At 64.3% G+C, this 22,615-nt stretch carries 20 protein-coding genes; 11 read left to right on the top strand and 9 right to left on the bottom strand.

Annotated features, from left to right (window positions below; genetic code table 11):
- Window positions 1–153 precede the first annotated feature (153 nt).
- Window positions 154–918 carry a hypothetical protein gene (locus LO50_RS04555; RefSeq protein WP_023445782.1) on the top strand — a complete coding sequence of 255 codons (765 nt, stop codon included), beginning with the start codon at window positions 154–156 and terminating at the stop codon, window positions 916–918.
- Between the two features lie 5 nt (window positions 919–923).
- On the opposite strand, the gene bipL is transcribed toward LO50_RS04555, so the two are convergent.
- Window positions 924–1,862, bottom strand: coding sequence for a phospholipase BipL (gene bipL, locus LO50_RS04550; protein ID WP_044314254.1), 939 nt, complete (start codon window positions 1,860–1,862; stop codon window positions 924–926).
- 84 nt (window positions 1,863–1,946) lie between these two features.
- Between bipL and LO50_RS04545 the strand changes: the two genes are divergently transcribed.
- The 6 genes from LO50_RS04545 to LO50_RS04520 all read left to right on the top strand — a co-directional run bounded on the left by LO50_RS04545 (window position 1,947) and on the right by LO50_RS04520 (window position 8,546).
- On the top strand, window positions 1,947–2,516 hold the full coding sequence (locus tag LO50_RS04545; protein WP_041015499.1) for a DUF6436 domain-containing protein: 570 nt from the start codon (window positions 1,947–1,949) through the stop codon (window positions 2,514–2,516).
- A 115-nt stretch (window positions 2,517–2,631) separates the two neighbouring features.
- Window positions 2,632–4,695: a TonB-dependent receptor plug domain-containing protein gene (locus tag LO50_RS04540; RefSeq protein WP_044314253.1), complete on the top strand. Its 2,064-nt coding sequence runs from the start codon at window positions 2,632–2,634 to the stop codon at window positions 4,693–4,695.
- Entirely contained in the window at window positions 4,695–5,687 is a 993-nt protein-coding gene (locus tag LO50_RS04535; RefSeq protein WP_044314252.1) for an ABC transporter substrate-binding protein, read from the top strand. The genes LO50_RS04540 and LO50_RS04535 overlap by 1 nt, the downstream gene beginning before the upstream one ends.
- Window positions 5,684–6,475, top strand: a complete 792-nt coding sequence (locus LO50_RS04530; RefSeq protein ID WP_044314251.1) for an ABC transporter permease — start codon at window positions 5,684–5,686, stop codon at window positions 6,473–6,475. The genes LO50_RS04535 and LO50_RS04530 overlap by 4 nt, the downstream gene beginning before the upstream one ends.
- Window positions 6,472–7,296, top strand: coding sequence for an ABC transporter ATP-binding protein (locus LO50_RS04525; RefSeq protein WP_042928598.1), 825 nt, complete (start codon window positions 6,472–6,474; stop codon window positions 7,294–7,296). The genes LO50_RS04530 and LO50_RS04525 overlap by 4 nt, the downstream gene beginning before the upstream one ends.
- The gene (locus LO50_RS04520) at window positions 7,290–8,546 is read left to right on the top strand and encodes an NnrS family protein (RefSeq protein ID WP_044314250.1); all 1,257 of its coding nucleotides are present in this window, start codon (window positions 7,290–7,292) and stop codon (window positions 8,544–8,546) included. Before LO50_RS04525 ends, LO50_RS04520 begins: the two co-directional genes overlap by 7 nt.
- A gap of 200 nt (window positions 8,547–8,746) precedes the next feature.
- On the opposite strand, the gene LO50_RS04515 is transcribed toward LO50_RS04520, so the two are convergent.
- The 8 genes from LO50_RS04515 to LO50_RS04480 all read right to left on the bottom strand — a co-directional run bounded on the left by LO50_RS04515 (window position 8,747) and on the right by LO50_RS04480 (window position 18,041).
- Complete coding sequence (locus LO50_RS04515) at window positions 8,747–9,649, bottom strand: ABC transporter permease subunit (protein ID WP_014822162.1); 903 nt, start codon at window positions 9,647–9,649, stop codon at window positions 8,747–8,749.
- On the bottom strand, window positions 9,646–10,542 hold the full coding sequence (locus LO50_RS04510; protein WP_014822163.1) for an ABC transporter permease subunit: 897 nt from the start codon (window positions 10,540–10,542) through the stop codon (window positions 9,646–9,648). Before LO50_RS04510 ends, LO50_RS04515 begins: the two co-directional genes overlap by 4 nt.
- Window positions 10,539–11,690, bottom strand: a complete 1,152-nt coding sequence (gene potA / locus LO50_RS04505) for a polyamine ABC transporter ATP-binding protein (RefSeq protein ID WP_023445773.1) — start codon at window positions 11,688–11,690, stop codon at window positions 10,539–10,541. Before potA ends, LO50_RS04510 begins: the two co-directional genes overlap by 4 nt.
- A gap of 151 nt (window positions 11,691–11,841) precedes the next feature.
- Window positions 11,842–12,927 (bottom strand): polyamine ABC transporter substrate-binding protein, encoded by a 1,086-nt coding sequence (locus tag LO50_RS04500; protein ID WP_044314249.1) that lies wholly within the window; start codon window positions 12,925–12,927, stop codon window positions 11,842–11,844.
- Window positions 12,928–13,134: 207 nt separating this feature from the next.
- A complete protein-coding gene (locus LO50_RS04495) occupies window positions 13,135–14,232 on the bottom strand; it encodes a polyamine ABC transporter substrate-binding protein (protein WP_044314248.1) in 1,098 nt (365 codons plus the stop codon).
- A 217-nt stretch (window positions 14,233–14,449) separates the two neighbouring features.
- Window positions 14,450–15,808, bottom strand: coding sequence for an aspartate aminotransferase family protein (locus tag LO50_RS04490; protein WP_014822167.1), 1,359 nt, complete (start codon window positions 15,806–15,808; stop codon window positions 14,450–14,452).
- Between the two features lie 88 nt (window positions 15,809–15,896).
- Complete coding sequence (locus LO50_RS04485; RefSeq protein WP_044314247.1) at window positions 15,897–17,255, bottom strand: glutamine synthetase family protein; 1,359 nt, start codon at window positions 17,253–17,255, stop codon at window positions 15,897–15,899.
- Between the two features lie 42 nt (window positions 17,256–17,297).
- A complete protein-coding gene (locus LO50_RS04480) occupies window positions 17,298–18,041 on the bottom strand; it encodes a gamma-glutamyl-gamma-aminobutyrate hydrolase family protein (protein ID WP_044314246.1) in 744 nt (247 codons plus the stop codon).
- Window positions 18,042–18,281: 240 nt separating this feature from the next.
- Between LO50_RS04480 and LO50_RS04475 the strand changes: the two genes are divergently transcribed.
- The 4 genes from LO50_RS04475 (at window position 18,282) to aguA (ending at window position 22,575) form a co-directional block, all read left to right on the top strand.
- Complete coding sequence (locus LO50_RS04475) at window positions 18,282–19,655, top strand: glutamine synthetase family protein (protein ID WP_014822170.1); 1,374 nt, start codon at window positions 18,282–18,284, stop codon at window positions 19,653–19,655.
- A 74-nt stretch (window positions 19,656–19,729) separates the two neighbouring features.
- Complete coding sequence (locus LO50_RS04470) at window positions 19,730–20,380, top strand: TetR/AcrR family transcriptional regulator (protein WP_044314245.1); 651 nt, start codon at window positions 19,730–19,732, stop codon at window positions 20,378–20,380.
- Between the two features lie 132 nt (window positions 20,381–20,512).
- Window positions 20,513–21,394, top strand: coding sequence for an N-carbamoylputrescine amidase (gene aguB, locus LO50_RS04465; protein ID WP_014822172.1), 882 nt, complete (start codon window positions 20,513–20,515; stop codon window positions 21,392–21,394).
- Window positions 21,395–21,459: 65 nt separating this feature from the next.
- Entirely contained in the window at window positions 21,460–22,575 is a 1,116-nt protein-coding gene (aguA, locus tag LO50_RS04460; protein WP_044314244.1) for an agmatine deiminase, read from the top strand.
- Window positions 22,576–22,615: the final 40 nt, after the last annotated feature.

Genomic DNA, 22,615 nt, shown 5'->3' with positions numbered 1-22,615 from the left:
GAAGTGACTCCGAAGGGATACCGCAGGAGTCTAGGGTCTGTTGAGACTCCGCTGCAAGCTGCGTCGCTGCGCCAAATGGCAGCAGTAACCGTGCGCCTCGACAAGCACGCGTCGACGCACGGAAAATGAACCGCCCGCCAGACAGGAGCTTCCATGCGCGCCCTCTTGACCTGTGTACTGCTGACCTTGAGCTTCAGCAGCTTCGCCGACACCTATCAGGAACTCTACGAAACCGCCGGCTGGACCGAACAGCGCGCCAATTTCGGCGATGCCCTGACCGCGGCCCAGCAACGCTACAAGGACACCCTGCCACCGGCGGTATTCCAGGCACTGGTGACCAACAGCAACCGCCGCTTCGCCGCCCATGCCATCGACCAGCGCGCGCAGCAGGCATTGCGCGGCAACCTGGCCGAGCCGCAGCCGGCGCTGGAATTCTTCCAGTCGACCCTGGGACGCAAGATCGTCTCGGCCGAAGTGCTCGCCGCACGGCGCGAACAGCTGGCCAAGCACGCCGCCGGCCTGCCGCGGGTGGAAGCCGGCAGCAACCGACAGCTGCTGATCCGCCACCTGGCCCAGGCGCTGCCAGCCAGCGAAGCGGGCGCGGAAGTCAGCCTGGCACTGGCCGGCGTCGCCGCCGACAGTCTCAGCCAGATGATTCCCGGCCTGCTCGGTGGCAATCAGGCGCAGAGCCTGCTGAGCAGCCAGCGCCAACGCATGATCGAGCAAATAGAGGCCGATCTCGACAACACGCTGCTGTACGTCTATCGCGACCTGTCCGATGCCGAACTGGAGGAATATGTGACATTCGCCCAGTCGGACGAAGGCAAGGCCTATTACCAGGCCGCGCTGCAGGCGCTACGCGCCGGCCTGGCGGTGGGCATGAGCGGCGCCGAGCTGGAGCCGCAGCAGGGCATCTGACCCCGCTATCTGAAGCGCTCGCGCAGGAAGTCGAAGTACGCCTGGCGCAATTCCTCGCGCTCGTTCACCAGATGGTGGCGCGCCTCGGGCAGTCGCAGCACCTCAGCACTTGGGAACTTGCGCTGCAGAATCGGCAGGTTGTACTGCCAATCCACGGTCATGTCCGCCTCGCCCTGAATGATCAACGGCGCGTGCCTACTGTCAGCCGCACCCTCGATACGTGGAATCCAGCGTGACAGGGCGCCGACCCAGGCCGTGGGCAGGATGTCCGGCTGCAGCGGGTCCTGGCTCTGGACGAATTCGAGGAAGGCCGGGTCGCCAGAGTTCTCGCTGAACGTTCGTGGGATCTGCTGAACGAAGCGCCGCAGCAACTCGTAGCTGATGCGCGAGCGCAGCCAGGCGCGCGGGCGAACCAATGGCGCCAGCAGGATGGTGCGCCCCAGGTCGGGGTTTTCGGCCTGATGCAACAGGTGATCCAGCGCGATGGCACCGCCGGTACTCTGGCCAAGTAGGTGCCAGGGACGCGGCAGGTCGAGCTGGCGTGCCTGTTCGAACAGACCGCTCAGCACCGCCTGGTATTCGGCAAACTCGTTGATGCTCGCCCGGGGACCGCTGGACAGCCCATGCCCCGGCAGGTCGCAGGCGAGCACGGCGAACCCCATCTCCAGTCCCCAGTCGACCACATGGCGATACAGGCCCATGTGGTCGTAGTAGCCGTGCAGGATCAGCAGGCTGGCGTGGGGCTGCTCCGGCCACCAGGCCTGAGCGACGACATCGTAGTCATGCACGCGAAAGCGCCCCAGGCGGCGCTGGACCTGCGTGCGATGCGGCAGGTCGAGCCCGTAATAGCTCTGGTAATGGAGTGTTTCGGCGCTTGCGGCGACCGCCTCGGACAGGGCGGGCAGGCTGTTACGCAGGCGCTCGGGATCGATACGCGAGGGCATGGAAATTCTTCGATTGCGTTGACCTGGGATATTCAGCTCTGCGCCGCCCCATGGCAAGCTTGCGCACCCACATCGGAGCCCGCCATGAGCGCTCGTCGCAAATACCTGATCGCCGCACTGATCGCCCTGCTCTGGGGCGGCGCCATGCTGGCTGCGTTCTGGTGGTTCGAGGCGCGCTACCTGCGCACCTTCGACGGCGAGCGCGCCGAGCTGTTCTCCGGCGACGCCCTTCGCCTGCCGGCCGAGCTGCAGGGCCCAGGACCAGTGCGCTTCGTGCATTTCTGGGACCCGGGATGCCCGTGCAACGTCGGCAATCAGCAGCACCTGGAAGAACTGCTCAAGCGCTTTGCCGGACAACCCGTGGACTTCTACGAAGTACGCAAGCCGGGCAGCAAGGGCCGCTTGCCGCAGCCGCTGGCAGCGCTGAAACCGCTGAGCGCCCCGCCCGGCTCCGAGCAACTACCGGCCAGCCCCGCTGTAGGCATCTGGGATCAAAGCGGGGAGCTGGTCTATATCGGCCCCTACAGCGAGGGTGCGGTGTGCAGTTCGGACAACAGCTTCGTCGAGCCTATCCTCGATGCCGTGCTGGCCGGGCGCAAGGTGCGCGCCACCCATTCGCTGGCGGTGGCCTGTTTCTGCGACTGGCAGCAGTAGCGCGCTTGCGACAGGTAAACTTGATCGCGATCAAATGATAATTATTATCAGTTAAACGAGAATTGCTCCCATCCAAGTCGGCATCACCGCCGACGAATTATCCGGGAGCCGTTCGATGATACTCCGCCTTCACCCACTCGCCCTGGCCTGCCTGGCCGTCAGCAGCGCGTCCGCCTTCGCCGCTCCGCTGGAGCTGCAGGAAACCGTCGTCACCGCCAAGGGCTACGAGGCCGCAACGCAGGACATTCCGCAAGCCATCGAGGTGCTGCAGGCTCAGCCAACCGAAACGGCAGCGCCGGTCGGCAGTCTGTTCCGCGGCAAGCCGGGCCTGGCCGTGCATAGCGACGGCGCCTGGGGGCAGAACCCGGTGCTGCGCGGCATGAAGAAGGAAAGCGTGGTGCTGATGGTCGACGGCGTGCGGGTCAATTCCGGCCAGCCGCAGGGCTCGCTGGCCTCCATGCTCGATCTCGGCCTGCTGGAACGCGCCGAAGTGGTCAAGGGTCCGGGCTCGGTGCTGTACGGCAGCGGTGCCATGGGCGGGGTGGTCAACCTGATCACGCCACAGGCACGCTTCACCGAGCAGGACGAACGCAGCGGACGCTTCTCCACCAGCGCCAGCAGCGTCGACAAGGGCTTTACCGGCGCTACGCTGCTGCGCGACTCCAGCTCCGATCATGCCCTGGTGCTGGGCGTTGCCGGGCGCAAGGTCAACGATTACAAGAGCCCCAACGGTACCGAAGAGAACACCGGCTACAGCTCCGATACCCTGCTGCTCAAGTACAAGCAGCGGCTGGCCGAGGATGTCAGCGTCAACCTGAACATCCAGCGCCACACCGACCGCGACGTCTGGTACCCGGGCTCGGCGCGTACCGGCGGGCAGCCGGGTGGCGCCGGCATCCCGGTACCACTTGGCACCGCGACCATCCATTCGCCGGAACAGCAGCGCGAGCTGTTCCAGATCGGCCTGGAAAACGGCCTCGGTGAAGGCACTCTGACCACCGAGCTCTATCGTCAGGAGGTCTACCGGGAGATCCGCGCCTACTCCGAGCGGCTCGACCGCGACTATGTACGCAACAACGTCAGCTTCATCACCCATGGGCTGCGCTCGAGCTGGGTGGTGCCAGTAGCCGATCACCTGCTGACGGTGGGCGTCGACGGCTGGAAGATGACCGGCGATCCGGAACGCTACGTGGATGGCCCGCCGACCTTCAACAACAACCAGCGCAACGACCCCTTCAAGGATGCCGAGATCGAATCCTACGGGCTGTTCGTGCAGGATGAATTCGACCTCGGCCAGACGCGCCTGACGGCCGGCGCCCGCTACGACCGCGTCAGCGCCGACGCCCGAGCCAAGGGCAACGGTCCTTCATTTACAACCAGCGGCCTGGACAGCACCGACCACAACCTGTCGTGGTCGCTGGGCGCGCTGCATCCGCTGACTGACACCCTGAACCTCTACGCCAACGTCGGCCAGGCCTACCGCGCCGCCGACATGCGCGAGCGCTACGACGACGCGCCGCGCGGCGACGGCTACTTCCACGTCGGCAACCCGCAGCTGGACCCGGAGCGCTCCACCAGTTTCGAGCTCGGCCTCAAGGGTAGCGATGGCGATTTCACCTATCAGCTGGCGGCCTTCCACACCCGCATCGACGATTACATCGCCGGCCGCGTGACCGGCACCAACGCCCCGAATGGACTGCCGATCAAGCGCACCGAGAACCTCGACAAGGTGGTGATCTACGGCCTTGAAGGCAGCGCCAGCAATGCCGTTGGCGCCTTCGTGGTGGACGGCAGCTTCACCTGGCTGCGCGGCGAGAACAAACAGGACGACGAACCGCTGCACCAGATGCCGGCCCACGAGCTGACCCTGGGCATTGGCCAGCCGGCCGAGCGCGGCCTCTATTGGCATGCCCAGCTGCGTGCGGTCGCCGAGCAGGATCGTGTAGCGACCGAGTTCACCCGCGGTGGCGAGGACCGTACCGCAGGCTTCGTTACTGCCGATGCCAGCCTCGGCTGGGGCTTCGGCAAGATCGGCGTGCTGCAGACTGCCAACCTCGACGCGCGCCTTAGCAACCTGTTCGACAAGGCCTACCACGAGCATCTGGCTGACGGCATCAGCGGCAACGAGCTGCAAGCACCCGGGCGCGGCATCACCGTCGCGCTGAGCGGGAGCTTCTGATGCTGCGCCACCTACTGATGGCCGTTCTGCTGGCGGCTGGAGCGCCAGCGCTGGCGGACAAGCTGCCGCGCCTGGTCCTGGCCGGCCCATCCTCGTCGGTATCGAACCCGCTGATCCACATGGTCGAATCCGGTGCGCTGGACGACCTGGCGGACAAGGTGGAATTCGTCAGCTGGCGCGATCCCGACCAGCTGCGCCTGCTGGCGCTGAACCAGCAGGCAGACGTGCTGGCCATGCCGGTCAACGTTGCCGCCAACCTCTACAACCGCGGCGCCAAGCTGCGCATGCTCAACGTTTCGACCTGGGGCTTGCTCTGGCTGGTGTCCCGCGAGCAGGGCCTGAGCACCCTCGACGACCTGCGCGGCAAGGAAATCGCCATGCCGTTCCGTGGCGACATGCCGGACATCCTCTTCGGCCTGCTGGCCGAGCGTGCCGGCATCGATGTGCGCAAGGACCTGCGCCTGCGTTACGTCGCCACCCCCATCGACGCCATGCAGCTGTTGCTGATGCGCCGTACCGACCACGCCCTGCTTGCCGAGCCGGCCATCTCCATGGCACTGCGCAAGGCCAGCGAGGGTCCCTTGGGGCTGGTCGCGCCGGACCTGTATCGCAGCGTCGACCTGCAACAGGAATGGGGCCGTCTGCTGCAGCGCGAAGCACGCATCCCGCAGGCCGGTATCGCGCTGATGGCCAGCGTGAAAGACCAGCCGCAGATCGCCGCACGGATCGCCCAGGCCTACGCCGACTCGCTGCAATGGTGCAGCACCAACGCCGAGCGCTGCGGCCAGCTGGTCGCCAGTCATCTGCCGATGCTCAGCGCCGAAGCGGTGACCGATTCGCTGGCCGTGGCGCAGATGGCCGCCGTGCCCGCCGCCGAGGCGCGGGCGGAAGTCGAGTATCTGTTCGAGCTGCTGCTGAAGAAGAATCCGGCGCTGATCGGCGGCAAGCTACCGGCCGATGACTTCTACTCGCCAGTCAGCGATCAGCCATGAGCCTCCTGCGCAGCTGGCTGACCAGCCTGCCCGGCTATCTGTGGAGCGGCTGGGGGGCGCTAGCCAGCCTGTTTCTGCTGCTGGCGGGCTGGGAAGCAGTGGCTAGTCACTATGGCGCACTGGTGCTGCCGACGCCTCTGGAGACGTTTTCCCGCCTGCTTCAGCTGATTGATGAAGGTGCCGCCTGGCCGGAGCTGCTGGCCACCAGTCGCCGGGCGCTGCTCGGCTTCGCTCTTTCCGTGGCGGTCGGCAGCGTGCTCGGGCTCGCCGCCGGTGTCTCCATGACCGCCTCGATGATGGCGCGGCCGCTGGTCACCGTGCTCATGGGCATGCCGCCAATCGCCTGGCTGGTACTGGCGATGCTCTGGTTCGGCGCCAGCGACGGCACCCCGGTGTTCACCGTGTTCATCGCCAGCTTTCCGCTGGTGTTCGTCGGTGCGTTGCAAGGCACCCGTACGCTGGACAACCAGCTAAAGGACATGGCCCTGGCATTTCGCCTGCCGCGGCGGATGCTGTTGCTCGATGTCTACCTGCCGCACGTCGTCTCCTACCTGTTCCCCGCCTGGATCACCGCACTCGCCATGTCCTGGAAGATCGTGGTGATGGCCGAACTACTCGCCACCCAGGACGGGGTCGGCGCCGCGCTGGCGGTATCACGCTCGCACCTGGATACCAGCGCGACCATGGCCTGGATCACCGCGGTGGTCGGTCTGCTGCTGGCGGTGGAGTACCTGCTGCTGGAACCGATCAAGCGCGAAGTCGAGCGCTGGCGCGAGGTGTCCTCATGACGCAATTGCACATCCACGGCCTGGCCCACGCCTTCGGTCGCGACGAGATATTCAGCGGCATCAACTTCAACCTGGCGGCGGGCGAAGTGGTCGCCCTGGTCGGCCCCTCCGGCTGCGGCAAGACCACCCTGCTGCATCTTTGCGCGGGGCTGCTGGACGTCCAGGAAGGTCGCATCGACAACGGTTTCGGCAACCCCGCCAGCATGTTCCAGCAACCGCGGCTGCTGCCGTGGAAAACCACGCTCGACAACATCGCCCTGGGGCTCAAGGCGGCCGGCATGCCGCGGCAGCAACGCCTGCAGCAAGCCAGTTCCCTCGCGCTGCGCCTGGGCCTGGCTGCTGGCGATCTCGGCAAATTTCCGCACCAGCTTTCCGGCGGCATGCAGAGCCGCGTTTCGCTGGCGCGGGCGCTGGTGCTGCAGCCGGACCTGCTGCTGCTCGACGAACCCTTCGCCGCGCTGGATATCGGCCTCAAGGAAGACCTCTACGCCCTGCTGCTGGCCGAGCAGGCTGCACGCGGCATGGGCGTGCTGATGATCACCCACGACCTGATGGAAGCCGTGCGCCTGGCCGACCGCATACTGGTAATGGCGGCGGCGCCGGGGCGCATCGTCAGCCACCTGGAGCTGGATCTGCCAGCCGTGCAGCGCAGCGATGCCTGGATCTATCAGCACACCGCCGAGCTGCTGCAGTTGCCGGCCGTACGAGAGAGCTTCGGCCTGGCCACCCGCGCGCAACAGACCTTGCCTGGCGCCGCCAAAGTCGCCATTCGCGAGGCGGCCCCCTTACCCTCCGCCAGCAGAGCGCGCTCACGATGCTGAAAACCTTATCGCCGCGACTCGCCAACTGGCCGCTGCTGCTGTGCAGCTTTCGTCCGCTGTTTCTCGCCACCGTGCTGCTGGCGGTGACTGGTGTTGCACTCTGGCTGGGCTTTCTCGGGTTCGGGTTGCCGCTGCCAGGCGTGCCGGGTGGACCAATGGTCTGGCATGCCCACGAAATGCTGCTCGGCTTCGGCCTGGCGGCGGTCGCCGGCTTCGTTCTCACCGCGGTGCCGGAATTCACTGCTACCGCAGCGTTCGGTCGGCATGTGGGTTTCGGCTTTCTACTGCTGTGGCTAGCCGCCAGGCTGAGCTTCTGGCTTTCCGGCGTCATGGGGCCGTGGCCGGCGGCACTGTTCAACAGTGCCTTCGCCATCGCCCTGCTTGTGCTGCTCGCGCCGCGCCTGCTGGGCGACCCGCTGCGCCGGCAGTACGGCTTCTTCGGCGGGCTCGGCGCGCTGGCGCTGGTGACCGTGGGCTTTCATGTCGATGCCGTCGGCGGCCGATACCCGATGCGCTGGCTGTACGCTGGCATCGGCGTGATGATGGTGCTGATCGTGGTGGCCATGAGCCGAATCTCCATGCGCATTCTCAACGACGCCACCCAGGCACGCCGGGATGCCGGGCACGACGTGGACGACGACTACCGCGCGCGTCCGCCACGACGCAATCTGGCGATCTTCTGCATCAGCCTGTTCACTCTCGCCGAATGGCTGGCACTGCCGGCCCCGCTGAACGGCTGGCTGGCCCTGGCCACAGCCGCCGCCATGTTCAATCTGCTCAACGACTGGCACATCGGCCGAGCGCTGCTGGAGCGCTGGTCGCTGATGCTCTACAGCGTCTACTGGCTGATGGCGCTGGGCTATGGCGCACTGGGTGTCTCGCTGCTAGCCGACGGCTTTGCCAGCAGCGCAGGCCGCCATCTGCTGACACTCGGGGCCATGGGCGTATCGATTCTCGCGGTGCTGTGCATCGCCGGGCGTACCCACAGTGGCTATGCACTGGATCAGCGGCGCTGGGTGCCGATAGCGACCTGCCTGCTGGTGCTCGCCGCGCTGCTGCGTGCCAGTGCGGGGCTGCCGGGCGCTCCCGTGCCGCTACTGAACATGCTCGCCGGGCTCGGTTGGCTGACAGTCTTTGGCCTGGCATTGCGCTACCTGGCACCGATCTGGCTGCGCCCGCGCCCGGACGGTGGTACGGGATGTGAAGAACCGATGGATGAACACAGCACGGGTTCGGGCTGCCGGACCTGAGCAGTGATCGGCAACTGGACGCGGTATTCGCTGCAGGCGAACAGACAACCGAGCCGTGAATGCGGGCTCGGGGACGGAGAAGGCGCGGCGGTGGATAAGCTTCGCGTTAGTCACCCTACCGCTCTGCGGCAGGGGACACTCCATCTGAAACGAAAAGGGCGCATCGATGCGCCCTTTTCGTTTTGCTGCTCAAACCATCATCAGGTATGCGCCGAGGGCGGCACCAGCACCTTGCGGCTGTCGATCACCTGACGCCAGGTGGGATTGCCAGCGGTTTCATCCATCGCCTGCTGCATCGCGCGAATACGGCGCTTCTCGGCCCGGCGGCTGAGGTACCAGGCGAGAAAGGTCGCCAGCGACACGCTGAGCAGGATCAGACTCGCCACCGCGTTGATCTCCGGCTTCACGCCCAGGCGCACGGCGGAGAAGATCTCCATCGGCAGAGTGGTCGAGCCGGGACCGGAGACGAAGCTGGCCAGTACCAGATCGTCCAGCGAGAGGGCAAAGGAGAGCATTCCGCCGGCCGCCAGCGAGGGCGCGATCATCGGCATGGTGATCAGGAAGAACACCTTCCACGGCCGCGCTCCGAGGTCCATCGCCGCTTCCTCGATGGACAGGTCCAGCTCGCGCAGGCGCGCCATCACCACTACCGCGACGTAGGCCGAGCAGAACGTGGTGTGGGCGATCCAGATGGTCACCAGCCCGCGTTGCGCCGGCCAGCCGATCAGTTGCGCCATGGCGACGAACAGCAGCAGCAGGGATAGACCGGTGATCACTTCCGGCATCACCAGCGGCGCGGTGACCAGGCCACCGAACAGCGTACGGCCGCGGAACACCGGGATACGGGTGAGGACGAAAGCCGCCATCGTGCCCAGAGCCACCGCGGCAATCGCGGTATAGGCCGCGACTTCCAGCGAGCGCATTACCGCGCCCATCAACTGGGAGTTGTCGAGCAGGCCGGCGTACCATTTCAGCGACCAGCCACCCCACACCGTCACCAGCCGCGAGGCATTGAACGAGTAGATGACCAGGATGACCATCGGCAGGTAGATGAACAGCAGCCCGAGCACCAGAATCAGGTTGGAAAAGCTCCAGCGTTTCATAGCTTGCCCTCCAGTTCCTTGGCTTGGTTCCGGTTGAACAGGATTATCGGCACCAGCAGGATCGCCAGCATCACCACCGCCAGCGCCGAGGCCACCGGCCAGTCACGGTTGTTGAAGAATTCCTGCCAGAGCACCTTGCCGATCATCAGCGTCTCCGGACCGCCGAGCAGTTCGGGGATGACGAACTCGCCTACCACCGGAATGAACACCAGCATGCAGCCGGCGATGATGCCGTTCTTCGACAGCGGCACGGTGATCTTCCAGAAGCTGGAGAGGTTGCGCGCGCCGAGGTCGGACGCAGCCTCGAGCAGGCTCGGGTCGTGCTTCACCAGGTTGGCGTAGAGCGGCAGGATCATGAACGGCAGGTAGGAGTAGACCACGCCGATGTATACCGCAGCGTCGGTATTGAGTATCTGCAACGGCGCGTCGATCAGGCCGAGGCCCTGCAACAGTCCGTTGAGGATGCCGTTGCTGCTGAGGATGCCCATCCAGGCGTAGACGCGAATCAGGATGGCGGTCCAGGTCGGCATCATGATCAGCAGCAGCAGAACCGTCTGCAGATCCTTGCGCGCACGGGCAATGGCGTAGGCCATCGGATAGCCGATCAGCAGGCAGAGCAGCGTGCTGAAGAAGGCAATCTTCAGCGAGCCCAGATAGGCCGCCAGATACAGTTCGTCTTCGCTGAGGAAGATGTAGTTGCCCAGGTTGATCAGCACCTGCAGCTGCTGGTCGGCGTAGGCGAAGATGTCGGTGTACGGCGGAATGGCCACATCCGCTTCGGCAAAGCTGATCTTCAGGACGATGGCGAAGGGCAGCAGAAAGAACAGCATCAGCCACAGGAAGGGCACGCTGATGACCAGTCGGCGCCCGGTATTCAGGGGCGAGCGCTTCATGCCTGCAACACCACGCCGCTGTCATCCCACCAGTACACGTACACCTCTTCCTCCCAGGTCGGCAGCTTCACGTGACGTTCGGCGTTGGCCATGAAGGCCTGCAGCACACCGCCGGACGGCAGCTTGATGTAGTACACCGAGTGGCCGCCAAGATAGGCAATGTCGTGCACGACGCCTTTAGCCCAGTTGTAGCCGGGGCGCTCCAGTTCCGGCAGTTCGGTGCCGATCAGCAGCTTTTCCGGGCGGATCGCGTAGGTGATCTGTTTGTCCTGCGCGCGGGTACTGATGCCGTGGCCGACGTAGATCGGGTTCTCAAGGCCTGGGCTGGCGATGACGGCGTGGTCGCCCATGTCCTCGATCAGCTCGCCGTCGAACAGGTTGACGTTGCCGATGAATTCGCAGACCAGGCGGCTTGCCGGCGTCTCGTAGATGTCCATCGGGCTGCCGACCTGGGCGATCCAGCCCAGATGCATGATGGCGATGCGTTCGGCCATGGTCATGGCCTCTTCCTGGTCATGGGTGACCATCACGCAGGTCACGCCGACGCGCTCGATGATCTGCACCAGCTCGAGCTGCATCTGCGAGCGCAGCTTCTTGTCCAGCGCGCCCATGGGCTCATCGAGCAGCAGCAGCTTCGGCCGCTTGGCCAGCGAACGCGCCAGGGCGACACGCTGGCGCTGCCCGCCCGACAGCTGATGCGGCTTGCGTTTGGCGTACTGGGTCATCTGCACCAGGCCGAGCATCTCCTTCACCCGCGCCTCGACTTCCTGTTTCGGCAGACCATCCTGCTTCAGGCCGAAGGCGATGTTCTGCTCCACCGTCATGTGTGGAAACAGCGCGTAGGACTGGAACATCATGTTGATCGGCCGCTCGTAGGGCGGCATGTCGGTGATGTCCTGGCCATCGAGGAAGATGCGCCCCTCGGTGGGCCGCTCGAAGCCGGCGAGCATGCGCAGCAAGGTCGACTTGCCCGAACCCGAGCCACCAAGCAGGGCGAAGATTTCGCCCTGATGGATGCTCAGCGAGACATCATCGACCGCCACCGTTTCGTCGAACTTCTTGGTGACGCGGTCGATCTTCAGCAGCACCTGCTTGTTCTTGCTTTCGCCACTGAGGGCTTTCTTGTAGGCGCTGGAGGCAACGGCCATGCGCGAACTCCCGAAATGAAAAAGGTTGGCCGGCCTGGGCCGGGGATCTAATGGTCGTTGCAGAGAGCGCGTCGCCTGACATGCTCCCGATCGGCCGGTTCCGATTCGTCACCGGCAATGCCGCAGACGAAACGGGAACAGGCCATGGAGTTCACTTGCCGGATTTCACCTTGGTCCAGGAGCGGGTCGAAAGACGTTGAGTCTTCGGCGGTAGCTCAGCGGAGACGTACAGCCGGTCGAGCACTTCCTGCGGCGGATACACCGACGCATCGCCCACGCACTTCCTGTCCATCAGCTCGCCCGCCTTAAGATTGGGGTTGGCGTAACCGACGTAGTCGCTCACCGCGGCAATCACCTCGGGGCGCAGCAGGTAGTTGATGAAGGCATGGGCTTCTTCGACATTGCTGGCATCCGCGGGGATGGCGAGCATGTCGAACCAGAGGTTCGCGCCCTCCTTGGGAATGGCATAGGCGATCTCGACACCCTTGCCGGCTTCCTCGGCGCGGGCGGCGGCCTGGAACACATCACCGGAGAACCCGGCGGCGACGCAGATATTGCCATTGGCCAAATCGGAAATGTACTTGGACGAGTGGAAATAACGTACATGCGGCCGCACGGCCAGGAGCTTCTCCTCGGCCTTCTGATAGTCCGCCGCGTTCTCGCTGTTGGGGTCGAGCCCCAGGTAATTGAGCATGGCCGGGATCATCTCATCGGCCGAATCGAGGAAGGCTATGCCGCAACTGGCCAGCTTCTCGGCGTTCTCCGGTTCGAAGATCACCGCCCACGAGTCGATCGTGTCGACGCCCAGTGCGGCCTTGACCTTCTCGACGTTGTAGCCGATGCCGTTGGTGCCCCACAGATAGGGTGCCGCATAGGCATTGTCGGGATCGTTCTTCTGCAGCTGCTTGAGCAGTGCCGGATCGATGTTTTCCCAGTTCGGCAGCTTGCTCTTGTCCAGCGGCTGGAAGGCACCAGCGCGAATCTGCTTGCCGAGAAAATGGTTGGAAGGCACCACCACGTCGTAGCCGCTACGGCCGGCCAGCAGCTTGCCTTCAAGGGTTTCGTTGGAATCGAAGACATCGTAGACGGGCTTGATGCCAGTCTCCTTCTCGAACTCCTCCAGCGTCGTTTCGCCGATGTAATCCGACCAGTTGTAGATATGCACGGAGGCGGCCTGGGCGGTGGCCGCACCGGCTACGGCGGCGGCGACGATCAACGACTTGAGTGTCGAGCGCATGGGATGAGTCCTCTTGTTACAGGCCGCGCGTGATCCCGGCGGGAAAGGCGGGCTGTTTATTGGAAAAACCTCTGAAAATCAACAGATTTGATGCAAATGTCGGTGCATCACAAAAGACAGGGAACGTGGCTACACGACGAGCTGCGCTCAACCGGGCTCCGGTGCCGGTACGCATACTCCATGCGGCCCGGCAACGGATCGGTCGTATCAGCGGCCCGACTTGATCTTGGTCCAGCTGCGGGTCATGGCGCGCTGGGTTTTCGGATCGAGGTCGGGGAAGGTGTACAGCTTCTTCAGCACGTCCTGGTTCGGGTAGATGCCCGGGTCGGTGCGGATCGCTTCATCCACCAGCGGGGTGGCCGCGGCGTTGCCGTTGGGGAACTGCACGTAGTCGGTGATCGACGCCATGACTTCCGGCTTCATCAGGTAGTTGATGAAGACGTGGGCGCTCTCGACGTTCTTCGCGTCAGCCGGTACGGCCAGCATGTCGAAGAAGCTGCCGGCACCTTCCTTGGGAATCTTGTAGCCGACGTTGACGCCGTTGCCGGCTTCCTCGGCGCGCGCCTTGGCCTGATAGATGTCACCCGAATAGCCGATCGCCACGCAGGACTCGCCATTGGCCAGGTCGGAGATGTACTTGGAAGAGTGGAAGTAGGCCACATGCGGACGGATCTGCATGAACAGCTCTTCGGCCTTCTTCAGCTCGTCGGCCTTGCCGCTGTCCGGGGCGTAGCCCAGATAATGCAGGGCGGCGGGCAGGATTTCGGTCGGCGAATCGAGGAAGGAAACGCCGCAGGACTTCAGCTTCTCGATGTTTTCCGGCTTGAACACCAGGTCCCAGGAATCCACCGGCGCGTTGTCACCCAACGCGGCCTTGACCTTGTCGACGTTGTAGCCGATGCCAATGGTGCCCCACATGTAGGGAATCGAGTACTGGTTGCCCGGATCACTCGGATCCAGCGCCTTGAGCAGGTCCTTGTCGAGGTTTTCCCAGTTCGGCAGCTTGGACTTGTCCAGTTTCTGGAACACGCCAGCCTTGATCTGCTTGGCTAGGAAGGGGTTGGACGGCACCACCACGTCATAACCGGAGCTGCCGGCCAGCAGCTTGGCTTCCAGCACTTCGTTGCTGTCGAAGACGTCGTAGACGACCTTGATACCGGTTTCCTTGGTGAAGTTCTCCAGGGTGTCTTCGGCGATGTAGTCGGACCAGTTGTAGACGTGCAGAACCTTTTCCTGGGCCTGCGCAGCCCCGGCAACGGTGCCGGCCAGCGTCATGGCAAGTAGTGTCTTGGCGAAGGGATTCATCCGTGCAGCTCCTGTTGTCATCATTAATGTCGGGGCAGTGGAACAGGCCATGAACACGCGGCGGCCTGGCGGTGTGGCGGCATCGACACACCCCTCGGCAGGTCTGGCCTCCAGCACGCGCGCAGTCTGGCAAGGTCAGGACCCTCTTTTCAACAAGCCGAACGCACAGCGGTGCAAACGACAACCTTAGCTCAGCTGGCGCGGGCCGCCGCACGGCTCAACCCAGCGCATCCTTGGCCGTGGCGTCGAGGCACAACCGCACCTTGCCAACCAGCTCGTCGATCTGCTCTTCGCTGATCACCAGCGGCGGCGAAATGATCATGGTGTCGCCAACCGCACGCATCACCAGGCCGTTGCGGAAGCAGTGCTCGCGACAGAGCATGCCCACACCGGGATCGGCAAAGCGTTCGCGGGTCTTCTTGTTCTTCACCAACTCGAGCGCGCCGAGCAGGCCGACGCCACGCGCCTCGCCTACCAGCGGATGCTCGAGCAGTTCCTGCCAACGGGATTGCAAATAGGGTGCCGTCTTCGTCTTCACCCGCTCGACGATCTTCTCCTCGCGCAGGATGCGGATGTTCTCCAGCGCCACCGCGGCGGCCACCGGATGCCCCGAGTAGGTGAAGCCGTGGTAGAACTCGCCGCCCTCGTTGAGCGTGTGCACCACTTCGTCGCGCACCACCACGCCACCCATGGGGATGTAGCCTGAGGTCAGGCCCTTGGCGATCGGCATCAAGTCCGGCTCGAGGCCATAGTAGTCGCTGCCGAACCACTCACCGGTACGGCCGAAGCCGCAGATGACCTCGTCGGCGATGAAGAGGATGTCGTAGCGCGCGAGGATTTCCTTGACCCGCGGCCAGTAGCTCTCGGGCGGGATGATCACGCCGCCGGCGCCCTGGATCGGTTCGGCGATGAAGGCGGCGACCTTGTCCTCGCCGACCTCGAGAATCTTCTGCTCCAGCTGGTCGGCGATGCGCACGCCAAACTCTTCCGGGCTCATGTCGCCGCCCTCGCCAAACCAGTAGGGCTGGTCGATATGCTCGATGCCCGGGATCGGGCCGTCGCCCTGCTCGTGCATGGCCTTCATGCCACCGAGGCTGGCGCCGGCGATGGTCGAGCCGTGATAGCCATTCCAGCGGCCGATGACCACCTTCTTCGCCGGCTGGCCCTTGATCGCCCAGTAATGGCGCACCATGCGCAGCACGGTGTCGTTGGCCTCCGAGCCGGAGCCGGTGAAGAACACGTGGTTCATCCCGGCCGGCGCGATGTCGGCAATCGCCTTGGCCAGCGCCACCGCCGGCGGGTGGGCGGTCTGGAAGAACAGGTTGTAGTACGGCAGCTCGCGCATCTGCCTGGTCGCGGCCTCGACCAGCTCCTCGCGGCCATAGCCCAGGTTGACACACCAGAGCCCGGCCATGGCGTCGAGGATCTTGTGGCCTTCGCTGTCCCACAGATAGACGCCTGACGCCTTGGTGATGATGCGCGTGCCTTTGGCGTTCAGCGCCTTGTAATCGGTGAACGGCGGCAGATGATGGTCGCGGCTAAGCGCTTGCCAGTGCAGGGTTTGCGAATCGCTCATCAGTCACCTCTCGATAAAAGTTCGTGCATGTTCGGTGGACGAGAAAAGCGTCATCCACCCTACGACCGGCTCCGGCAGGAAGCGGCGCTTACACCGACAGCATCAGGAATTCCCGCTCCCATGAGCTGATCACGCGGTGGTAGTTTTCCTGCTCGGCGCGTTTAACCGCGACGTAGCCGGTGATGAATTTCGGGCTCAGGTATTTCTCCAGCTCACGACAGGTTTCCATCCGCTCCAGCGCTGCTTCCAGGGTCAGCGGCAGGCGCAGGTTGCGCCGTTCATAGCCACGGCCCTTGACCGGCTGGCTCGGTGGCAGCTGCTCGACCATACCGATATAGCCGCACAGGAGGCTCGCGGCGATGGCCAGGTAGGGGTTGGCATCGGCGCCCGCGAGGCGGTTCTCGACGCGGCGGTTCTGCGGGTCGGAGTCCGGCACGCGCAGGCCCACGGTGCGGTTCTCCTCACCCCACTCGACGTTCACCGGCGCCGAGGTGTCGGGCAGGAAGCGGCGGAACGAATTGACGTTCGGCGCGAACATCGGCAGCAGCTCGGGGATGTACTTCTGCAGGCCGCCGACGTGGTGCAGGAACAGCTGGCTCATGGAGCCGTCTTCACTGGAGAAGATGTTGCGCCCGGTCTTGAGGTCGATAACGCTCTGGTGCAAGTGCATCGCGCTGCCTGGCTCGCCGGTCATCGGCTTGGCCATGAAGGTGGCGGCAACGTTGTGCTTGAGCGCCGCCTCGCGCATGGTGCGCTTGAACACCAGGATCTGGTCGGCCAGGTGCAGTGCTTCGCCGTGACGGAAGTTGATCTCCATCTGCGCGGTGCCTTCTTCGTGGATCAGGGTGTCCAGATCCAGGCCCTGCGCTTCGCACCAGTCGTACATGTCCTCGAACAGCGGATCGAACTCGTTGGCGGCGTCGATGGAGAACGACTGGCGGCCGGTTTCCTGGCGGCCTGAGCGGCCGATCGGCGGCTGGAACGGCAGGTCCGGGTCCTCGCAGCGTTTGGTCAGGTAGAACTCCATCTCCGGCGCGACGATGGGCTGCCAACCGCGGTCGGCGTACATCTTCAACACGCGCTTCAAGATGTTGCGCGGCGACAGTTCGATGGGGTTGCCCATCTTGTCGTAGGTGTCGTGGATCACCTGGGCGGTGGGCTCGATGGCCCAGGGCACGAGGAATACGGCGTTCGGGTCAGGGCGGCAGAACATGTCGATGTCGGCTGGATCCAGCAGCTCGTAGTAGATATCGTCCTCGACGTAATCGCCGGTCACGGTCTGCAGCAACACGCTTTCCGGCAAGCGCATGCCTTTCTCGCCGAGGAACTTGTTGGTTGGTGAAATCTTGCCGCGGGCGATCCCGGTCAGGTCGCTGATCAGGCATTCCACTTCGGTGATCTTGTGTTCTTTCAGCCAGCCGGTGAGCTGGTCGAGTTGGATACTCATGTTGACCTCGGGGTTGCTGGGGAGGGCCGCCTGGATCGGCCGTCAGCGTTGTCGGGCGCGCGCCTCGCAGGCTTCGGCGAAGCCGCTAAACAGCGTCAGATAATGCGGATGCTCGTGAACCTTCCACTCCGGGTGCCACTGCACGCCGAGGGCGAAGCTGCGCGCCTGCTCGACGGAGAACGCCTCGATCAGTCCGTCCGGCGCCAGCGCCTCGATGCGCAGACCGGCTCCAAGCCGCTCGACGCCCTGGCCATGCACCGAGTTGACCTGGATCTGCGCCGGCAGGCCCAGCTGCTCAAGTAGCCCGCCCGGCTGCACGTGCAGCGGATGGCTGAGTCCGTACTGCACCTCCAATGGATCGTCCGGACGTTCGCGGTGGTCCTGATACGGGCCGGCTTCGTGAACCTTCTGGTGCAGGCTGCCGCCAAAGGCCACGTTCATTTCCTGAAACCCACGGCAGATGCCGAACACCGGGATGCCCGCCTCGACAGCCGCGCGAATCAGCGGCAGGGTGAGACGGTCGCGCAACGGATCGTGATGGGTGCCCGTCTCGCTCGCCGGGCCGCCATAGTGATGTGGCTCGACGTTCGAGGGCGAGCCGGTGAACAGCAGGCCATCGAAGGTCTCCAGCAGGGTCGCCGGGTCGATCAGCTCCAGCGCCGGAATCACCAGCGGCACGCCGGCAATCGCCGCGGCACGCAGGTACTTGTCACCGGCGATGTGGAAGCCGTGATGTCCGATCTGCTTGGTACAGGCCGAAACGCCGATCAGAGGCTTGCGAGGCATGGGATACTCGTTGTTCGAATGGGGCATACCGGAGAGTAGTCTTGTTCATTTTTATAGACAATAGCCCGAGCATTAGCCCGGTGCGCGATGGATTCAGCGCACCGGAGATGCCCCAAAAAAGGCCCATTGTGGGCACTCATGGGGCGCTGGCGGGCTACTATTGACAGTGAACAGGCTTTTCGATTGACTCCCAGACAAGCATCTGATGATTGAAATTTTTAACAATTAAGGTAATTCATCATGGCCCCGCCGCGTGCCGTTCAGCTCAACGAAGCTAACGCATTTCTCAAGGAACATCCGGAGGTTCAGTACGTCGATCTGCTGATCACCGACATGAATGGAGTCGTGCGCGGCAAGCGCATCGAGCGCGCCAGCCTGCACAAGGTCTACGAAAAGGGCATCAACCTCCCCGCTTCGCTGTTCGCCCTCGACATCAACGGAATCACCGTTGAAAGCACCGGCCTGGGCATGGATATCGGCGACTCCGACCGCACCTGTTTCCCGATCCCCAACACGCTGTGCAAGGAACCCTGGCAGAAGCGTCCCACTGCGCAGCTGCTGATGACCATGCACGAGCGCGACGGCGACCCCTTCTTCGCCGACCCGCGCGAGGTCTTGCGCCAGGTGGTGAGCAAGTTCGACGAGCTGGGCCTGACCATCTGCGCCGCCTTCGAGCTCGAGTTCTATCTGATCGATCAGGAGAACATCAACGGCCGGCCGCAGCCACCGCGCTCGCCGATCTCCGGCAAGCGCCCACACTCGACCCAGGTCTATCTGATCGACGATCTCGACGAGTACGTCGATTGCCTGCAGGACATTCTCGAAGGCGCCAAGGAACAGGGCATTCCGGCCGACGCCATCGTCAAGGAAAGCGCCCCGGCGCAGTTCGAGGTCAACCTGCATCACGTCGCCGATCCGATCAAGGCGTGCGATTACGCGGTGCTGCTCAAGCGCCTGATCAAGAACATCGCCTACGACCACGAGATGGACACCACCTTCATGGCCAAGCCCTATCCGGGACAGGCCGGCAACGGGCTGCACGTGCACATCTCGCTGCTCGACAAGAATGGCAACAACATATTCGCCACCGAGAATCCGCTGGACAGCGAGCCGCTGCGTCACGCCATCGGCGGCCTGCAGCAGACCATGGCGGCCTCGATGGCCTTCCTCTGCCCCAACGTAAATTCCTATCGCCGTTTCGGCGCCCAGTTCTACGTGCCCAATGCGCCGTGCTGGGGCATGGACAACCGCACCGTGGCGCTGCGTGTACCGACCGACAGCCCCGACGCCGTGCGTGTGGAACATCGGGTCGCCGGCGCCGACGCCAACCCCTACCTGCTGCTCGCCGGCATCCTCGCCGGGGTGCACCACGGCCTGACCAACAAGATCGAGCCGGATGACCCCATCGAGGGCAACTCCTACGAGCAGGTCGAGCAGAGCCTGCCGACCAACCTGCGCGACGCCCTGCGCGAGCTGGACGACAGCGAGATCATGGCGCGCTACATCAGCCCGGACTACATCGACATCTTCGTCGCCTGCAAGGAAAGCGAACTGGCCGAGTTCGAACACTCGATCTCGGACCTTGAGTACAACTGGTATCTGCATACCGTCTAGCCGCAGGCCCGCGTGCAGCGGGGCGACCGCCACGGCGGTTTGCATCCGCCGCCGTGCTGGCTTCAAATAGGCCGATGACCAAGCCCAGCCCCGCGATGCCCAGTCGCCGCCCGCGCGCCAGCAGCCAGGTGCGCATCCGCCAGATTCTCTCCAGCGCCCGTGAACTGCTCGCCGAGCAGGGCGCCGCGACGCTATCGGTGTACGCGGTGGCGGAGCGCGCCGGCATTCCGCCCTCCTCCGTCTACCACTTCTTCTCCGGCGTGCCGGCATTGCTCGCGGCGCTGACGGCCGATGTGCACGCAACGTTCAGGGACAGCCTCGAGCAGCCCATCGATCACCAGAGCCTGAGCAGCTGGCGCGACCTGTCGCGACTGATCGAACAGCGCATGCTCGGGGTCTACGAGCAGGACAGCGCCGCCCGCCAGCTGATCCTCGTGCAGCACGGCCTCGGCGAGGTAACGCAGACCGATCAGCGCCTGGACCTGGAACTCGGCCAGGCGATGCAGGCCGTGTTCGAGCGACATTTCGCCCTGCCGCCTCTGCCGCAGGACATCGATGTGTTCGCCATGGCCGTGGAACTCGGCGACCGCGTCTATGCTCGATCCATACAGCTGTACGGCAGCCTGACGCCACGCATGGCCGAGGAAGGCCTGCGTGTATTCGATGCCTATCTCGGCCTGTATCTGCCGCCATGCCTGCCGAAGCGGGAAACACTGAGCCACTGATCGATAAATATCGATAAACGGTCAGCCATTTATTTTCTATCGGCGTTCAGCCCTCTACCAATCCAGATAACTATCGAATAAATTTGCGCTTTCGATAGCCGTCGCCCTTTCAACTGCAGCCGCGAGGTTTCCATGTCCCGAGTCGTTACCGTTGCCGCCACCCAGATGGCCTGTTCCTGGGATAGCCAGGCCAACATCGCCAATGCCGACAAGCTGGTGCGCGAAGCCGCCGCCAAGGGCGCGCAGATCATCCTCATCCAGGAGCTGTTCGAGACGCCCTACTTCTGCCAGAAGCCCAACGCCGAGTACCTGCAGCTGGCGACGCCGGTCGAGGAAAACCCGGCCATCCAGCATTTTCAGAAGGTCGCCGCCGAGCTGCAGGTGGTGCTGCCGATCAGCTTCTTCGAGCTGGCCGGACGCGCCCGCTTCAATTCCATCGCCATCATCGATGCCGACGGCAAGCTGCTCGGCGTCTACCGCAAGAGCCACATTCCGGATGGCCCCGGGTATCACGAGAAGTACTACTTCAACCCGGGCGACACCGGCTTCAAGGTGTGGAACACCCGCTACGCCAAGATCGGCGTGGCCATCTGCTGGGATCAGTGGTTCCCCGAAACCGCGCGCAGCATGGCGCTGATGGGCGCCGAACTGCTGTTCTACCCGACCGCCATCGGCAGCGAGCCGCACGACCCGAACATCACCTCGCGCGACCACTGGCAGCGCGTACAGCAGGGCCATGCCGGCGCCAACCTGATGCCGCTGATCGCCAGCAACCGCATCGGCCGCGAAGAGCAGGACGGCTACGACATCACCTTCTACGGTTCGTCGTTCATCGCCGACCAGTTCGGGGCCAAGGTCGAGGAAATGGACGAAACCAGCGAGGGCGTGCTGGTGCACCAGTTCGATCTCGACCAGCTCGAACACATCCGCAGCGCCTGGGGCGTGTTCCGCGATCGCCGGCCGAATCTCTACGGCTCGATCCGGACCCTGGACGGCTCGCAGCCTTCAGAGTGAGCCGCGCGCCCGCCGCTACGAACCACGGGAAAGGCCTGTCCTTTCCCGCTTCATGAGAGATGCAGATGACCACCCTGACCACCACGCCGCGTACCGATGGCTACTTCATGCCCGCCGAATGGGCACCGCACAGCCAGACCTGGATGGTCTGGCCGCAACGCCCGGACAACTGGCGTAACAACGGCGCGCCCGCGCAGGCCGCGTTCACCGCTGTCGCCAAGGCCATTGCACGCTTCGAGCCGGTTACCGTCTGCGCCAGCGCCGAGCAGTACCTCGCAGCCCGCGCGGCACTGGACGATCCGCGCATCCGCGTGGTGGAACTGAGCACCGACGACGCCTGGGTGCGCGATACCGGGCCGACCTTCGTCATCGACGACCAAGGCGGCCTGCGCGGCGTCGACTGGACGTTCAACGCCTGGGGCGGTGAAGACGGCGGCCTCTATGCCGACTGGCAGCGCGACGACGAAGTGGCGCGCAAGATCCTCGAACTCGAATACTGCGACCGCTACCGCACCGAGGGCTTCGTGCTCGAGGGCGGCTCGATCCACGTCGACGGCGAGGGCACGCTGATCACCACCGAGGAATGCCTGCTCAATCGCAATCGCAACCCGCATCTGTCCCGCGAGCAGATCGAGAGCGTGCTGCGGGAACAGCTGGCGGTCGACAGCATCATCTGGCTGCCGCACGGCCTGTTCAACGATGAAACCGACGGCCACGTCGACAACTTCTGCTGCTTCGTGCGCCCGGGCGAAGTACTGCTGGCCTGGACCGACGATGCGAACGACCCCAACTTCGAGCGCTGTCAGGCGGCCATGGCCGTGCTGCAGAGCGTTCGCGACGCTAAGGGCCGCACACTGACGGTGCACAAGATGCCGATTCCCGGCCCGCTGCATGCGACTGCCGAAGAATGCGCCGGGGTCCTCGCCCTGGATGGCAGCCAGCCGCGCGACCCGTCGATACGCCTGGCCGGCAGCTACGTGAACTTCCTCATCGTCAACGGCGGCATCATCGCCCCAGCCTTCGGCGACCCGCTGGACGCCGAAGCCGAGCGCATCCTGGCGCAGGTCTTTCCGGAGCACCGGGTCGTCATGGTGCCTGGCCGCGAGATTCTCCTCGGCGGCGGCAACATCCACTGCATCACCCAGCAGCAGCCGGCACCGCTGAACCGATCAGCCATGTAGTTGATCCCCTGGGCGGGTCAACATGGCTGTAATGAGGAGA

Origin of the sequence: Stutzerimonas stutzeri, assembly GCF_000935215.1 — a bacterium.
Lineage (GTDB): Bacteria > Pseudomonadota > Gammaproteobacteria > Pseudomonadales > Pseudomonadaceae > Stutzerimonas.
This window is presented reverse-complemented; position numbering and strand designations above follow the sequence as displayed.

Coding starts and splice junctions, on each gene's coding strand:
- LO50_RS04495 (WP_044314248.1), bottom strand. CDS start 14,232: ATGAATCCCTTCGCCAAGACACTACTTGCCATGACGCTGGCCGGCACC.
- LO50_RS04510 (WP_014822163.1), bottom strand. CDS start 10,542: ATGAAGCGCTCGCCCCTGAATACCGGGCGCCGACTGGTCATCAGCGTG.
- LO50_RS04535 (WP_044314252.1), top strand. CDS start 4,695: ATGCTGCGCCACCTACTGATGGCCGTTCTGCTGGCGGCTGGAGCGCCA.
- LO50_RS04540 (WP_044314253.1), top strand. CDS start 2,632: ATGATACTCCGCCTTCACCCACTCGCCCTGGCCTGCCTGGCCGTCAGC.
- LO50_RS04520 (WP_044314250.1), top strand. CDS start 7,290: ATGCTGAAAACCTTATCGCCGCGACTCGCCAACTGGCCGCTGCTGCTG.
- aguA (WP_044314244.1), top strand. CDS start 21,460: ATGACCACCCTGACCACCACGCCGCGTACCGATGGCTACTTCATGCCC.
- aguB (WP_014822172.1), top strand. CDS start 20,513: ATGTCCCGAGTCGTTACCGTTGCCGCCACCCAGATGGCCTGTTCCTGG.
- LO50_RS04515 (WP_014822162.1), bottom strand. CDS start 9,649: ATGAAACGCTGGAGCTTTTCCAACCTGATTCTGGTGCTCGGGCTGCTG.
- LO50_RS04555 (WP_023445782.1), top strand. CDS start 154: ATGCGCGCCCTCTTGACCTGTGTACTGCTGACCTTGAGCTTCAGCAGC.
- LO50_RS04500 (WP_044314249.1), bottom strand. CDS start 12,927: ATGCGCTCGACACTCAAGTCGTTGATCGTCGCCGCCGCCGTAGCCGGT.
- LO50_RS04530 (WP_044314251.1), top strand. CDS start 5,684: ATGAGCCTCCTGCGCAGCTGGCTGACCAGCCTGCCCGGCTATCTGTGG.
- potA (WP_023445773.1), bottom strand. CDS start 11,690: ATGGCCGTTGCCTCCAGCGCCTACAAGAAAGCCCTCAGTGGCGAAAGC.
- LO50_RS04490 (WP_014822167.1), bottom strand. CDS start 15,808: ATGAGCGATTCGCAAACCCTGCACTGGCAAGCGCTTAGCCGCGACCAT.
- LO50_RS04545 (WP_041015499.1), top strand. CDS start 1,947: ATGAGCGCTCGTCGCAAATACCTGATCGCCGCACTGATCGCCCTGCTC.
- LO50_RS04525 (WP_042928598.1), top strand. CDS start 6,472: ATGACGCAATTGCACATCCACGGCCTGGCCCACGCCTTCGGTCGCGAC.
- LO50_RS04480 (WP_044314246.1), bottom strand. CDS start 18,041: ATGCCTCGCAAGCCTCTGATCGGCGTTTCGGCCTGTACCAAGCAGATC.
- LO50_RS04470 (WP_044314245.1), top strand. CDS start 19,730: ATGACCAAGCCCAGCCCCGCGATGCCCAGTCGCCGCCCGCGCGCCAGC.
- bipL (WP_044314254.1), bottom strand. CDS start 1,862: ATGCCCTCGCGTATCGATCCCGAGCGCCTGCGTAACAGCCTGCCCGCC.
- LO50_RS04485 (WP_044314247.1), bottom strand. CDS start 17,255: ATGAGTATCCAACTCGACCAGCTCACCGGCTGGCTGAAAGAACACAAG.
- LO50_RS04475 (WP_014822170.1), top strand. CDS start 18,282: ATGGCCCCGCCGCGTGCCGTTCAGCTCAACGAAGCTAACGCATTTCTC.